This window comes from Flavimobilis sp. BM9, assembly GCF_058313055.1.
The window spans coordinates 224,844-238,442 of record NZ_JBZEMO010000002.1 but is presented as its reverse complement, the minus strand read 5'-3'; the positions used below and the strand labels follow the sequence as shown (position 1 = coordinate 238,442).

General features: G+C 73.6%; 10 protein-coding genes. 3 read left to right on the top strand and 7 right to left on the bottom strand.

What is annotated here, in order from left to right:
- Nucleotides 1-121: 121 nt before the first annotated feature.
- The 3 genes from AC4F3Q_RS05170 (at nt 122) to AC4F3Q_RS05160 (ending at nt 5,198) form a co-directional block, all read left to right on the top strand.
- Nucleotides 122-1,327, top strand: a complete 1,206-nt coding sequence (locus AC4F3Q_RS05170; RefSeq protein ID WP_491039027.1) for an exonuclease SbcCD subunit D — start codon at nt 122-124, stop codon at nt 1,325-1,327.
- Complete coding sequence (locus tag AC4F3Q_RS05165) at nt 1,327-4,569, top strand: AAA family ATPase (protein WP_491039026.1); 3,243 nt, start codon at nt 1,327-1,329, stop codon at nt 4,567-4,569. The genes AC4F3Q_RS05170 and AC4F3Q_RS05165 overlap by 1 nt, the downstream gene beginning before the upstream one ends.
- Nucleotides 4,570-4,700: 131 nt before the next feature.
- Nucleotides 4,701-5,198 carry a M15 family metallopeptidase gene (locus AC4F3Q_RS05160; RefSeq protein ID WP_491039025.1) on the top strand — a complete coding sequence of 166 codons (498 nt, stop codon included), beginning with the start codon at nt 4,701-4,703 and terminating at the stop codon, nt 5,196-5,198.
- Between the two features lie 114 nt (nt 5,199-5,312).
- On the opposite strand, the gene AC4F3Q_RS05155 is transcribed toward AC4F3Q_RS05160, so the two are convergent.
- From AC4F3Q_RS05155 to AC4F3Q_RS05125, 7 genes are all read right to left on the bottom strand, one after another.
- A complete protein-coding gene (locus tag AC4F3Q_RS05155) occupies nt 5,313-5,942 on the bottom strand; it encodes a 3'-5' exonuclease (RefSeq protein WP_491039024.1) in 630 nt (209 codons plus the stop codon).
- Nucleotides 5,943-6,023: 81 nt separating this feature from the next.
- Nucleotides 6,024-6,710: a GNAT family N-acetyltransferase gene (locus AC4F3Q_RS05150; RefSeq protein WP_491039023.1), complete on the bottom strand. Its 687-nt coding sequence runs from the start codon at nt 6,708-6,710 to the stop codon at nt 6,024-6,026.
- Nucleotides 6,711-6,713: 3 nt separating this feature from the next.
- Nucleotides 6,714-8,390, bottom strand: coding sequence for an amidohydrolase (locus AC4F3Q_RS05145; protein WP_491039022.1), 1,677 nt, complete (start codon nt 8,388-8,390; stop codon nt 6,714-6,716).
- A complete protein-coding gene (locus AC4F3Q_RS05140) occupies nt 8,383-9,999 on the bottom strand; it encodes an ABC transporter ATP-binding protein (RefSeq protein WP_491039021.1) in 1,617 nt (538 codons plus the stop codon). Before AC4F3Q_RS05140 ends, AC4F3Q_RS05145 begins: the two co-directional genes overlap by 8 nt.
- Complete coding sequence (locus tag AC4F3Q_RS05135; RefSeq protein ID WP_491039020.1) at nt 9,996-10,886, bottom strand: ABC transporter permease; 891 nt, start codon at nt 10,884-10,886, stop codon at nt 9,996-9,998. Before AC4F3Q_RS05135 ends, AC4F3Q_RS05140 begins: the two co-directional genes overlap by 4 nt.
- Nucleotides 10,883-11,836, bottom strand: coding sequence for an ABC transporter permease (locus AC4F3Q_RS05130; protein WP_491039019.1), 954 nt, complete (start codon nt 11,834-11,836; stop codon nt 10,883-10,885). Before AC4F3Q_RS05130 ends, AC4F3Q_RS05135 begins: the two co-directional genes overlap by 4 nt.
- 24 nt (nt 11,837-11,860) lie before the next feature.
- A complete protein-coding gene (locus AC4F3Q_RS05125) occupies nt 11,861-13,471 on the bottom strand; it encodes an ABC transporter substrate-binding protein (RefSeq protein ID WP_491039018.1) in 1,611 nt (536 codons plus the stop codon).
- Between the last annotated feature and the right edge of the window lie 128 nt (nt 13,472-13,599).

Genomic DNA, 13,599 nt, shown 5'->3' with positions numbered 1-13,599 from the left:
CGCGGAGGTGAGGACTTGTATGTGGCGTCTCGGCTGGTGGCGACCGACGTCCCGGGGTGCACCCAGCATCCGGTGGCCGGCCTGTCCGGTCGTGTCGGTGGTAGCGGATAGCGTGCCAGGCATGCGGATCCTCCACACCTCCGACTGGCACCTGGGCCGGACGCTGCACGGCGTCGACCTGCTGGACCACCAGTCGGCGTACCTCGACCACCTGGTCGAGGTGGTGCGGTCGGAGGGGATCGACGCGGTCGTGGTGGCTGGGGACGTGTACGACCGCGCGATCCCGCCGGTGCAGGCGGTCGAGCTGCTGTCGAGCGCGTTGCGGCGCCTGCTGGAGGTCACGCAGGTCGTCGTGTCGCCGGGCAACCACGACTCGGCGGCGCGCCTCGGCTTCGGCGCGGACCTGATGCGGGAGGGCCTGCACGTGCGGGCGCGATCGCGTGACGTGGGCACGGCGGTCGAGCTGCACGACGCCGAGGGTGGGCTGGGCGCGCTCGTGTACGCGCTGCCGTACCTCGACCCGGACGACGCACGTCACGAGCTCGCGGGGGAGGACGGACCGCTCGCACGGTCCCACGAGGCGGTGACGACCGCCGCGATGGAACGCGTGCGCGCGGACGTCACCCGGCGCCGGGCGCGCGGGGGCGCGCCCGTGCCGACGGTCCTCGCGGCGCACACGTTCGTCGTGGGCGGCGAGGTGAGCGAGTCGGAGCGGGACATCCGCGTGGGCGGCGTCGACTCGGTGCCGTCGGGTGCGCTCCGCGGTGTCGACTATGTCGCGCTCGGGCACCTGCACGGCCCGCAGCGCGTCCCGGTCGCCGATCTGGACGGGCGGCGGACGGTCGCGCGGTACTCGGGTTCGCCGCTCGCGTACTCGTTCTCGGAGATGAACCACCGGAAGTCGAGCGTCGTCGTGGACCTGCGCGCCGACGGCGTGCACGGCGAGCCCGAGCTGATCGAGGCGCCCGTGCCCCGCCGCCTGACGGAGGTCCGCGGGACGCTCGAGGAGATCCTCGGTGAGCTCGGAGAGGCGCACGTGGACTGCTGGACGCGCGTCCACGTGACAGACCCGTCCCGCCCGGAGAGTCTCGTGGCGCGGGTGCGGGCCCGGATGCCGCACGCGCTCGCTGTGCTCCACGAGCCGCCCGCGCGCGCTGGTGACGGGGCTGAGGCGCCGCGCGTGGCGGCGGCAGACCCGTTCGACGTCTGCTGCGACTTCGTCGCCCACGTCCGCGGGGGTGGCGAGACCGCAGCGCCCGACGAGACCGAGCGGGCTGTGCTGCGCCGCGCGCTCGAGAACGTCCTCGCCGCGGAGAGGAGCGCCTGATGCAGCTGCGCTCCCTCACGCTCCAGGCGATCGGTCCGTTCAAGGACGCGTTCACGATCGACTTCGCCCGCCTCGCCGAGGGCGGCCTCTTCCTCCTCGAAGGGCCGACGGGCGCAGGCAAGTCGACGATCATCGACGCGATCGTCTTCGCGCTCTACGGCAAGGTCGCGTCCGCGGGCGCGAGCGAGGACCGGCTGCGCTCGACGCACGTCCGCGCTGAGGTCGAGTCCTACGTCGACCTCGTCCTCGAGGTCCCGGCAGGCGTGTACCGGGTGCGTCGCAGCCCTGCCTACGACCGGCCCAAGCAGCGCGGGACCGGCACCACCCGCCAGCAGACCAAGGTCAACCTGTGGCAGCTCTCCGCTGCCGACGCCGAGGCGCTCGAAACGAGCGAGGACCCGGGCAACCAGGCTCCGGGCCATCTCCTCAGCAGCCGCGCCGACGAGGTCGGGGATGCGATCACCCAGATCCTCGGGCTCAGCCGTGAGCAGTTCGTCCAGACGATCGTGCTGCCCCAGGGCGAGTTCGCGAGCTTCCTGCGCGCCAAGCCCGAGGACCGGTCCGCGCTCCTGCAGCGCGTGTTCGGCACGGAGATCTACCAGCGCATCCAGAACGAGCTCGTCGAAGCCCGCAAGGAGGCCGACCGTCGCGTCGCTGCCGCGGAGCACAGCATCGGCCGCGCCGCCGCGACGTTCATCGAGGCTGCACGCCTCGAACCAGAAGATGCCGAGGTAGTCTCGGGCCTCGCGGGCTCCGTCGTCGGGGCCGAAGAACTGACGACCACGCTCGACGGCCACCTGTCGACGCTGAGCGCCGAGCACGAGCGCCTCATCGCCGGGTGCGCGCGCTCCACCGCAGCCCACGCCGAGGCGAGCGAGAAGCACGCCGCTGCGATGACGACGCACCGGCTCGTCGTCGCACGCCACGAGCTGCACGCCCGCCGCGACGAGCTCGCCGCCGGAGCCGCCGAGCATGCCCTCCGGGTGCAGCGCCTCGACGCCGCCCGCCGTGCGGCTGTCGTCCTCCCGCGACTCGACGAGCTCGAGCTCGCCACCGGGAACCTCGCAAAGGCCGCGACCACGCTCGACAACGCCCTCGCCGACGCGCACGAGCACCCCGTGCTGCACGCGTGGCTCACCGCGACCCGCCCCGACGCGGCGGACGGCGCCCCTCACGGCGGCGGACCCGACGACGACAGCCTGGTGCCGTTCACGCCCTCGGACGCGACGCTGCGGCACGAGATCGACGCGCGCCGCGCTCGAGACGGCGAGCTCCGCCACCTCGTCACGATCGAACGTGACCTCGTCGGGCGCGCCGCCGCGCTCGACGTGCGAGACCTCGCGGTCGACAGGCTGCGTCAGGACCACACCGCGAGCCTGGCCGCACTCACCGACCGTCCCGCTGAGCGTGACGCGCTCGCCACGCAGGTGAAGGACGCGACCGTCACAGCAGCGCTCGTCGACGCCCGACGTGCCGCACTCACGAGCGCCGAGCAGCGGCTCGCCGCCGCACGCGCCGTCGACGCCCTCGCCCCCCGCATCGCCGCCGCCGACACGATCGTGAGCGAGGCAGCACAGACCGCCCTGGCCGCGGTCGAGCTCGAGGCCCGCCTGCGGCGCGCCCGCATCGACGGCATCGCGGGCGAGCTCGCGACACAGCTCGTCCCCGGCGAGCCGTGCGCCGTCTGCGGCGGCACCGAGCACCCCCACCCCGCCGCGGTGAGCGACGACCACGTGTCGCCCGAGCAGGTCGACGCTGCCGCGACCGAGCGGGAGACAGCCGAGCGTGCCCTCGCCGACGCCCGCGACGCCCGCGCCCGCCTCGACGCCGAGCTCGCACGCCTCCGCTCCGCCGCGCAGGACGCGACCAGCGTCGACGCCCTCGCCGCCGTCGAGACCGCCCGCGACGCGCTCGTCGAAGCCGAAGGTGCCGTCACCCGCCTCGCTACCCTCACCGCGACCATCGAGAAGCACGACGCCGAGACCACCCGCATGCGCGCAGACGTCGCCGCGCTCGAGTCCCGGATCGCCGCCGAGAGCGCCGCTAACGCCGAGACGCGCACCGTCCTGGAGCAGGACCGCGACACCGTCCGCCGCGCCCGTGAGGCCGCCGAGACCGACCACCTCACCCGAGGCGCCCTCGGTGACGATGACCCAGCCGCGAACCTCAGCGACTGCGACAGGGACGGTGAAGGCGACGGCGACGTGACGCTCGCGCACGTGCGCAGCGACCTCGAGCAGCAGACCCGGCTCCTCGAGCACCTCCTCGACGCGGCGGCCGAGCACCGCCGCGCCCACGAGACCCACGCCCGCCTCGCAACAGCCGCCCGCACCGCACTCGACCAGGAGCAGCTCGACAGCGCAGACGCCGCCCGTGCTGCGGCCCTCGACAAGAACGAGCACGAGCGCCTCGCCGCACAGGTCGCCGAGCGGGAGAACGCCCATGCCGCCGTCCGCGACGGCCTCGCCCGCCCGGAGATCGCCACGCTGCCCCCCGACCTCAGCCCCGACGCGACCGCCGACGTGGTTGCTCAGGCCGAAGCGATCCTCGCCGCCGCAGCTCAAGCTCTCGAGCACGACAAGCGGCTCGTCGCCCTCACCGAGGAGACCCTCGCTCGCGCCCGCAAGGCCGCCGCCGGCGTGCGCGCCGCCCTCGACGCCTCCCGCGCCGAACGAGACGCGCTCGCCCCCGTCATCCGCATGGCCAACCTCGCCTCAGCCGCGACAGCCGACAACTCCGCCGCTCTCACGCTCTCCACGTATGTCCTCGCCCGCCGCTTCGACGACGTGCTCGCCGCCGCCAACGACCGCCTCCGGCAGATGTCCTCCGGCCGGTACGAGGTGCAGCGGTCCACCGAGAAGGAGTCCCGCGGCGGCCGGCGCCTCGGCCTCTCCCTGCGCATCGTCGACCACACCACCGAGACCGCCCGCGAACCCGCCACGCTCTCCGGCGGAGAGACCTTCTACGTCTCGCTCTGCCTCGCCCTCGGCCTCGCCGACGTCGTCACCGCCGAGTCCGGCGGCATCGACCTCGGCACGCTCTTCGTCGACGAAGGCTTCGGGTCCCTCGACCCCGCCACCCTCGACCTCGTCATGGCCGAGCTCGGCAAGCTCCGCGCCGGTGGACGCACCGTCGGAGTCGTCTCTCACGTCGAAGCGATGAAGAGCGCCATCGCCGACCGCATCAGCGTCCGCCGCACCCCCGACGGCTCATCCCGCATCACCGTCCTCGCCGGAGCCTGACCAGCACCTCAGGCACCCTCCTGACCGGCACCTCCGGCACCGTGATGTCCCCTCCCAGGAGTACACGCCACCCGCCAGGCTCCCACCCCGGACCGATGCCCCGCCCCGCCGACCAGCCATAACGTCGCAGCATGTCCCGCGTCCGGCTCACCCTCGCCATCCTCGCGCTCGTCACCCTCGCCACCGCAGGGGTCGTCGGCGCCCGCAGCTTCCTCGACTGGACCAGCGGCGAGCCCGCCGCCGCGAGCACGACCACCCCCGCGAACATCAACGGCCGGATCCCCGAGGACCAGCTCGTCACCATCGACACCGGCCACCGCCTCATCGCCCCCGCAGCCGCAGCGTTCACCAAGCTCGAGCGAGCCGCCCGCGACGCCGACCTCGACCTCACCGTCAACTCCGCCTACCGCGATCTCGACGAGCAAGCCGAGATGATCAGACGCTTCGGCCTCCTCGAAGACGGCGGACGCGCCGCACCCCTCGGCGAGAGCGAGCACGGCGACGGCACGAGCGTCGACCTCACCCTCGACACCGAAGCGCTCATCTGGATGCGCGAGAACGCCCCCAGCTTCGGGTTCCACGAGACGATCATCGACGAGCCCTGGCACTGGACCTGGAGCGCCGACTGAACCGCCGACGCACCGGCAGGCCGGCGCACCGGCGGGCCGACGCACCGGTGAGTCGCCAGGTACGACTGCCCGCGCAGAGCAACCCCGCGGACCCGCGCAGGGCGGGAGCCTCGCTCAGGCGAGCGCGGACCGCGACAGCGTCCGCGGAGCGGTGAGCGCGACGTCGAACAGCTCGGCGAACAGGTCGTCCGCCGGAGCAGTCAGCGCCGCCGCCGCGAGCTCGTCCACCCACGGCACCCCCGCAGGGTGCTGACGCAGGAAGAACCGGAACAGCTCCGCCGTCGCGAGCGTGTCGCCCAGCGCCGAGTGCGCATGCTCGTTGATCACGCCGGCCTGCTCGCAGCACACGGCGAGCGTCCGCTTGGGGCCCGGCAGGTGCGCTTTCGCGAGCTGCTGCGTGCACAGCCGCCCGGGAACCCGGAACGGGAACTGCGCGAGCCGGAACTCGTTCTCGAGGAACCGCAGGTCGAAGTCCACGTTGTGCCCCACGACGACCCGGCCCGCGAGGAGCGCAGCCACGTGCTCGGCCACCTCCGTGAAGCGGGGCGCATGCTCGACGTCAGCCGCCGTCAGCCCGTGCACGTGCGTCGGCCCCACCGGACGACCCGGGTTCAGCAGCGTCTCCCACGTGTCGACGACCTCACCGTCCCGGTCGAGCCGCACGACCGCGATCTCGATGACACGGTCACCGGTGCGCGGGGAGAACCCCGTCGTCTCGGTGTCGATCACGGCATATCCAGGCACGCTTCGATGCTGCCACGAGGCTGTGACACGACCGTGCAGACCCGCCGTGAGCGCTCTGCGCAGCGTTGCCGCCCGGCGCGGCTACCGCCCGGCGCGCTCCAGCACGTCGGCGAGCGGCTCAGCCGTGACCTCGGCGGCTGCCGCGAGCAGCGCGTCATGGTCCGGGTCGTCGCCGTCGAGGCGCGGGACGAACGCCCGCAGGAACGCGACGAGCGCGGGCCGCAGCACCTCGGGCGAGTCCGCGCCGTCGTGCAGGACGCTCGCGAGCATCAGCATGTCCGGCACTCGCTCCTGCCCGGGCGCCATCGGGGGGAGGAAGTACGGGAGGTCGAGGAGCGCGAGGTTGTTCCGGGCGTAGAAGCCGAGGCGGCGCCACGGGTTGCCGTGGTCGGCCGACGCCGGGTGCTTCCGCGGGTCCTCGACCTCCGCGAGCAGCAGGTGCGCGCCCGCGTCACGCGCCAGGTCGATCGCAGCGTCGAGCAGCGCGCCCCCCGTGCCGGTGCCGCGCAGGCCCGGCCGCACGGCGAGCCACGCGAGCAGCGCCACCTCGGGCGCACCCTGGCGCAGCGCGACGACCGCGCACCCGAGCGTCTCGGCCGTCTCCGGGTCGGTCGCGAGCAGCACCTCGAGCTCGTCGCGCGCGGTCCACGCGAGGAACTGCTCGCGCGGCGGCAGCTCCTCCGGGCCGAACGACGGGCTCAGGACGGCGTCGTATAGGGACGCGCGCGCCTCACGGCTGGCGACGGGAGTGACGGAGCAGGGCCTCATGCGTCAATCCTCGTCGTGGACGACGACCCCGGCCAGCCACGTCTGGACCACGCGCGCCGCCCCGATCTCGTCGGCCGGCACGGCGAACAGGTCGCGGTCCACGACCGCGAGGTCGGCGACGAACCCGGGCTCGATCCGCCCGGCGACGCCGTCGAGCCCGTTCGCCCACGCCGCGCCGGAGGTGTACGCGGCGAGACCTTCCGCGAGGGTGAGCGCCTCGTCGGGCCCGAGCGCTGCGCGCTCCTCGCCGTGCAGTCGGCGGTTCACGGCGACGTGGATCGCCTGGACCGGGTCCGGCGTCGACACGGGCCAGTCCGAGCCACCCGCGAGGACGGCGCCCGCCCGCTGGAGCGACGCGAACGGGTACTGCCACGTCGTGCGCTCGTCGCCGAGGAACGGGATGGTCAGCTCGGTCTGCACGTCCTCGCAGTTCGCCCACAGGGGCTGCGCGGAGACGACGGCGCCCACCCGGGCGAAGCGAGCCCGGTCGTCAGGGTGCACTACCTGCACGTGGGAGAGGATCGGCCGCGTCGTCAGCCGGCCCTCGTCGTCGACCACATCGGGGTGCGCGGCAGCGGCGCGCTCCAGCGCGTCGAGCGCGAGCCGCACCGCCCGGTCGCCGATCACGTGGAAGTGCGCCTGGAAGCCCTCGGCGGTGAGCGCCGCGACGACCTCGTCGAGGTGGCTCGGCTCGAAGTACGTGTCGCCTCTGTTCCCGCTCGCCGACCCGTCGACGTCGAGGTACGGGTCGATCATCGCGGCGGTCAGCGACCCGTCGACGACGCCGTCGAGCATGATCTTCACGGACGTCGGCCGGAAGCGCGGCCCGTGCGAGCGCGCCCGGCGCGCGACGAGCTCGGCGACCTGCTCCATGCCGCGGCGGTGGTCCCATCGCAGCGCCCCGACGACCGTGCCGAGCAGCTCGCCGTCCGCCTCGGCGCGCTCGTACGCCTCCTGGTCCGCGGTGAGCACCGACGCGTCCTGCCACGCCGTGATGCCGACCGCGAGGAGCGCAGCCTGGCCGGCGACGAGGTCGCGTCGGAGCGTCGCGACGTCGGGCTCGGGGATCAGCCGCTCGACGAGTCCGGTCGCCCACTCCTGCAGGACGCCCGCTGCGCGACCGTCCGCGTCGCGCTCGACACGCCCGCCGGGCGGGTCGGCGACCGGACGGCCGGACCCGTCGTCGTCAAGGCCCGCCGCCGCGATCGCGAGCGTGTTCGCCCACGCCGCGTGACCGTCACCGCGGTGGATGAGCGCTGGGCGGTCGGGCACGACCGCGTCGAGCTGCGCGCGCGTCGGGAGGCCGCCCTCGAACAGGTCGGCGTTCCAGCCCCAGCCGGTGACCCACTCGTCCTCGGGGTGCGCGGCGGCGTAGGCGCGGATCGCCTCGAGCGTCCCGGCGAGGGTGCGCTCGCCGAGAACGTTGAGGCGGCGGTCCATGCTCGCCGCGAGGATGGGGTGGACGTGCGTGTCCTGGAAGCCGGGCGTCAGCATGCGCCCGGTCAGGTCGACGACGCGCGTCGACGGCCCGGCGTGCGCACGTACCTCGGCGTCGGGGCCGACGGCGAGGATGCGCCCGTCGCGCACCGCGACCGAGGCGGGGCGGGACGTCGACGTCGGGTCGCCGTCGAACACGGCGGCGCCGACGAGGAGGACGTCGGCGGGGCGGGAGTCAGTCACCGGATACCTCCGTGGTGGTCGGGGCGGCGGTCGCCGACGTGGCGGCGCCGGGCGCGCCGGGAACCGCGTCGAGCAGGGCGCGCGTGTACGGGTGCTCGGGCTCGCAAAGGACGCGCGACGTCGGGCCAGCCTCGACGACCCGGCCGCCGCGCATGACGTAGACGCGGTCGGTCACCTGCTGCATGACGCCGAGGTCGTGCGAGATGAACAGGATCGTCAGTCCGAGGTCGGCGCGTAGCCGCGCGAGGAGGTCGAGGACCTGCGCCTGGACGGACACGTCGAGAGCGGAGACGGACTCGTCGCACACGAGGACCCGCGGCGCGGGCGCGAGGGCGCGGGCGATCGCGACGCGCTGCCGCTCGCCGCCCGAGAGGCGCGCAGGCCGACGCCGGGCGTACGAGGCGGGGAGGCCCACCATCGTGAGGAGGTCCTCGACGGTGCGTCGCTCGGCGTCGCCCGCGGCCGCGACGTCGAGCGCCTCGCGCAGCATCGCACCGATCGTGAGCGCAGGGTTGAGCGCCGAGTACGGGTCCTGGAAGACGATCTGGACCGTGCGTGCCCGCTGCGCGGGCGTGAGCGCGGTCGTCGCGACGAGGCCGTCCGCGGCCGCAGCCGTGCCCGGCGCGCGGACCTCGATCGTGCCCGCGTCGGGCGTCTCGAGCCCGACGACGCAGCGGGCGACGGTCGTCTTGCCCGAGCCGGACTCCCCGACGACCCCGACGCACTCGCCGTCGCGCACCTCGATCGTGACGTCGTCGACCGCGCGCTCCTGCGCTCCGCGGAACTGCTTGACGAGGCCGGAGACGCGCAGGGCGAGACGGGTCTCGGCGACCTCGCCGGAGGTGCGCAGACGGCCGCGCGCGGCCTCCGCGAGAGCCTGCGTGTACGGGTGCTGCGGTGCGGCGAGCACGTCGGCCGCGCGGCCGCGCTCGACGATCGCGCCGCCGCGCATGACGACGAGGTCGTCGCAGCGTTCCTCTGCGAGGCCGAGGTCGTGCGTGATGAGGACGAGCGTCATGCCCCGCGCCTGCTGGAGGGACGCGAGCAGGTCGAGGATCTCGCGCTGCGTCGTGACGTCGAGGGCAGTCGTCGGCTCGTCGGCGACGAGGAGCTGCGGGTCGGACGCGAGCGCGGCGGCGATCGCGACGCGTTGGCGCATGCCCCCGGACAGCTCGTGCGGGTACTGCTGCGCGACGCGCGCGGGCAGCCCGACCTCGGCGAGCCGCCGGACGACCTCGGCGCGCCGGGCGGCGCGTCCGCGCGTGGGCGACGAGTCCATGACCTGCCGCCCGCAGCGGCGCAGCGGGTCGAGCGACGTGAACGGGTCCTGCAGGACGAGGACGACCTGGCGGCCGCGCACCCGCCCCCAGGCCCGCTCGGACGCGCCGAGGTCCACAGGGGTGCCGTCGAGCAGGACCTCGCCCGTCGCGGTGACGCCCGTGGGCAGGAGGCCCGTGAGCGCCTTGACGAGCATCGACTTGCCCGAGCCGGACTCCCCGACGACGCCGAGCGTGCGGCCGCGCCCCGCCACGACGTCGACCGCGTCGACGATCACGCGCTCGCCCGCGCGGACCGTCAGGCCACGCACCTCGAGGAAGGTCCCGCTCATGCGCGCACCTCCGTCTCGATCTCCCCGATGCCCAGGTCACCGTGCTCGAACCGCTCCGCGAGCCAGTCGCCCACCAGGTTGACGGCCGTCGCGGTGACGATGATCGCGAGCCCGGGCACGACGGACGCGGCGGGGTTGTCGAACAGGATCGCCCGGCCGTCTGCGAGCTGGCGGCCCCAGTCCGCGTCGCCGGGCGCGACGCCCAGGCCCAGGTACGACAGGCCGGACATGCTCACGAGCGCGTACGCGACGTTGAGGAACAGGTTGGTCAGCACGAGCGGCCGCACGTTCGGCAGGATGTGCCGCGTCATCACGCGCCGCGCAGGCAGGCCGAGGACGCGCGTCGACTCGATGTACGGGCGGTGCGCGTGCTGCAGCACGGCTGACCGCACGAGGCGCGTGTCACCCGGGGAGAACAGCACGACGAGCACCGCGACGGTCACCCAGTACCCGCCGCCGACGACGCCCGCGACGACGATCGCGAGCAGCAGGGCGGGCATCGCGAGCGTGAGGTCCACGTACCGCGAGACGACCGCGTCGACCCACCCGCCGCGGTAGCCCGCGAGGGTCCCGAGGACCACGCCGATGAGCATCGAGCCGAGCGCGACGACGACGGGCCCGACGACGGCCGACCGTGCCCCCGCGAGCGTGAGCGCGAGGACGTCGCGCCCGAGCGAGTCCGTCCCGAGCACATGACCGGGGGTCCCGGCGGGCGTCGCACCGAGCGTGATGTCCTGCGCGAGCGCGCCCTGCGCGACGGGCAGCACGACGAGAACGACGACGGCGAGCAGCACGAGCACCGATGCGGCGACGACGCCGGGGAGGCGTCTCAGGGCGCGAGTGGCACGCGCGACCGCGCCGGGCCTGCGCCCGGTCACGGCACTCACGAGGCCACCCGCGCGCGGCGCACGCGCGGGTCGACGAGCACGGCGAACAGGTCGACGAGGGCCGTCGTCACACCGATGAACGTGGCGATGACGAGCGTGAGCGCCTGGACGACGGGGAGGTCCTTGAACGTGATCGAGTCGGCGAGCAGCACGCCGAGACCCGGCAGCGCGAACGTCGTCTCGACGAGGACCGACCCGCCGAACAGTCCCGCGAGGACGAGGCCCGTGCTCGTGACGATCGGCGTCGCGGCCCCACGGAGGTACATCGAGCGCACGGCCGACGGCGCCAGTCCGCGCGAGCGCGCGAACGCGACGTAGTCCTCGCTCAGCTCGCGCAGCACGGCGGTGCGCGTGATCTTCACGACGATCGCTCCGACGCCGAGCGCGAGCGCGACCGCGGGCAGCGCGAGGTGCCACAGCCGGTCGAGGCCCGGCTCGCCGAGCCCGTAGAGCGGGAACCACCCGAGCATGACCGCGAACACGTACAGCAGCAGGAGCCCGATCGCGAAGCCGGGAGCGCTGATCCCGACGATCGACGTCGCGACGATCCCGCGGTCCACCGCCGACCCGTGCCGCTGGGCGGCGCGGATGCCGAGCGGCACCCCGAAGCCGAGCGCGAGGAGCGCCGCCAGCCCGGTGAGCAGGAGCGTCACCCCGATGCGGTCGCCGAACATCTGCGTGACCGGGACGCTCGTGCGGACGGACTCGCCGAGGTCACCGGTGAGCGCGCTGCCGAGCCACTTCCAGTACTGGACGAGGAACGGGTCGTCGAGGTGGTACCGGGCGCGGATCGCGGCGATCGTCTCAGGGGCGGCGGGCCGCGTCCCGAGGAGGTTCTTCACGATGTCGCCTGGCGCCACGTAGAGCAGGGAGAACACGATGAACGACAGCACGACGAGCAGCGCGGCCAGGGTGACCAGGCGCCGCGCGAGGAAGCGGGCGACGTTCATGTGTCTCGGTCCTGCTCGGTGGGATCAGCTCGTGGCGGCGAGGCGTCCGGGCCAGCTCGTGAGGAAGAAGTAGGACGTGAAGTCCTCGGCGACGACGCGCGGCCCGACCGCGGTCGTCGACGTCCCCCAGAACACAGGAGCGTAGTAGGTGTTCTCGAGCGCGAGGCGGGTCGCCTCGATCACCGAGTCGACCCGCTCGGCGGGGTCGGTCGTCGACACGGCGGTGGCCTGCAGCGCGAAGATGTCAGGGTTCGTGAACAGCGCGGGGTTGAACTCGCCGAGCAGCCAGTCGGTCGGCCAGTCGGTCGGGACCGGCGGCGTGTAGGACATCCACGACACAGGCTGCTCGCCGTTGCCGAGCTCCGCACCCCACTGCGAGGACGGGATCTCCTTGACCTCGAGCGTGATACCGAGCTCCTTGAGGTTCTCGGCGAGGGCGAGCGAGACCTTGCCGAGGCTCGGGTCGGAGTCGGGGTAGGTGAGGGACACGGTGAAGCCCTCGGGAGTGGCTGACTGCGCGAGCTCGGCCTTGGCCTTGTCGAGGTCGAAGTCCTTCTGCGGCAGACCCGCGACGGTGGTCGCGGCGGCCTCGGCGCCGACGTTGAGCGCGAGCTGCTCGGGTGAGGTGATGCCGGTCGCGATCTCGGCGTTCTTCTTGAGGATGCCCTCGACGACGCCGGTGCGGTCGATCGCGTGCGCCACCGCGTTGCGCGCGTGCACGTCGTCGAACGGTGCGAGGTTCGAGTCGAACGTCAGGCCCTGGTACGAGAGGCTCGAGACCGTCTCGACGCGGGCGCCCTCGGTCTTCTGCCACTGGTCGACCTGGTCGACGGGCACGCCGAGCGCGAGGTCGATCTTGCCTTCCTGGAACGCGAGGAGGCGCGTCGAGTCGTCGGTGATGAAGTCGAAGCGGAGCTTCTCGGCCTTGGGCGCGGCGCCCCAGTAGCTCGCGTTGCGCTCGAGCTGGACGTGGGAGTCAGGCGCGAACTCGGTGACCTTGTACGGGCCGGTGCCGACGAGGAGGTCCTGCGCGGAGCCCCACGCGGTCGCGGCCTCGTAGGACTTCTGCGACGTGACGTACAGGCCTGCGGCGGCCGACGGCGTCCAGCCGAACGTCGCGCTCGTGCCGGCGAGCTTGATCGTGATCTCCCGGTCGCCCGTCTTCTCGACGGTCTCGAGCTCGGGCCAGTAGTAGGCCGTCGAGGGTGACTTCTCGGCGTCCCGGAAGAGGTTGATCGAGAAGATGACGTCCTCGGTGGTGACGGGGGTGCCGTCGGAGAACGTCGCGTCGCGCAGCTGGTAGACCCACGTCGTGTCGTCCGGCTGGGTCCACGACTCGGCGAGCGCCGGGACGAGCTGGCCGTCGGCGTCGACGCCGACGAGGCCCTCCGCGAAGGACGTGCCGACGTAGTAGTTGAGGATCATGCCGGTCTGCCCGGTGTTCAGCGTCGAGAGCGACCCGTTGAGGCCGACCGTGACCTGGTCGAGCGTCTTGCTCGGGTCGGCCTGGGCGACGCTCGCCGTGGGAGCCGCGTCCTTCGTGGCCGGCGCGCACGCGCTGAGCGCGAGGACGACGCCGAGGGCGAGCGAGGTGGCGAGCGCGCGGGACGCGGGTCGCGTGAGGCGGAGCGACATGGGACGGGTGTCCTTTCGGGTGCTGCGTGACGCTCGTGCGAAGGGGCGAGCGGCGGGGCGTACCAGCGCGCCGGCGGTGCGCAGCGGGGGGCTGGGTCCGGTGAAAGTACAGCGCTGCGCGCCGTTCC

Excerpts from the sequence above, each read along its gene's own strand:
- AC4F3Q_RS05125 (WP_491039018.1), bottom strand. The coding sequence starts at position 13,471 with ATGTCGCTCCGCCTCACGCGACCCGCGTCCCGCGCGCTCGCCACCTCG.
- AC4F3Q_RS05165 (WP_491039026.1), top strand. The coding sequence starts at position 1,327 with ATGCAGCTGCGCTCCCTCACGCTCCAGGCGATCGGTCCGTTCAAGGAC.
- AC4F3Q_RS05130 (WP_491039019.1), bottom strand. The coding sequence starts at position 11,836 with ATGAACGTCGCCCGCTTCCTCGCGCGGCGCCTGGTCACCCTGGCCGCG.
- AC4F3Q_RS05160 (WP_491039025.1), top strand. The coding sequence starts at position 4,701 with ATGTCCCGCGTCCGGCTCACCCTCGCCATCCTCGCGCTCGTCACCCTC.
- AC4F3Q_RS05170 (WP_491039027.1), top strand. The coding sequence starts at position 122 with ATGCGGATCCTCCACACCTCCGACTGGCACCTGGGCCGGACGCTGCAC.
- AC4F3Q_RS05150 (WP_491039023.1), bottom strand. The coding sequence starts at position 6,710 with ATGAGGCCCTGCTCCGTCACTCCCGTCGCCAGCCGTGAGGCGCGCGCG.
- AC4F3Q_RS05140 (WP_491039021.1), bottom strand. The coding sequence starts at position 9,999 with ATGAGCGGGACCTTCCTCGAGGTGCGTGGCCTGACGGTCCGCGCGGGC.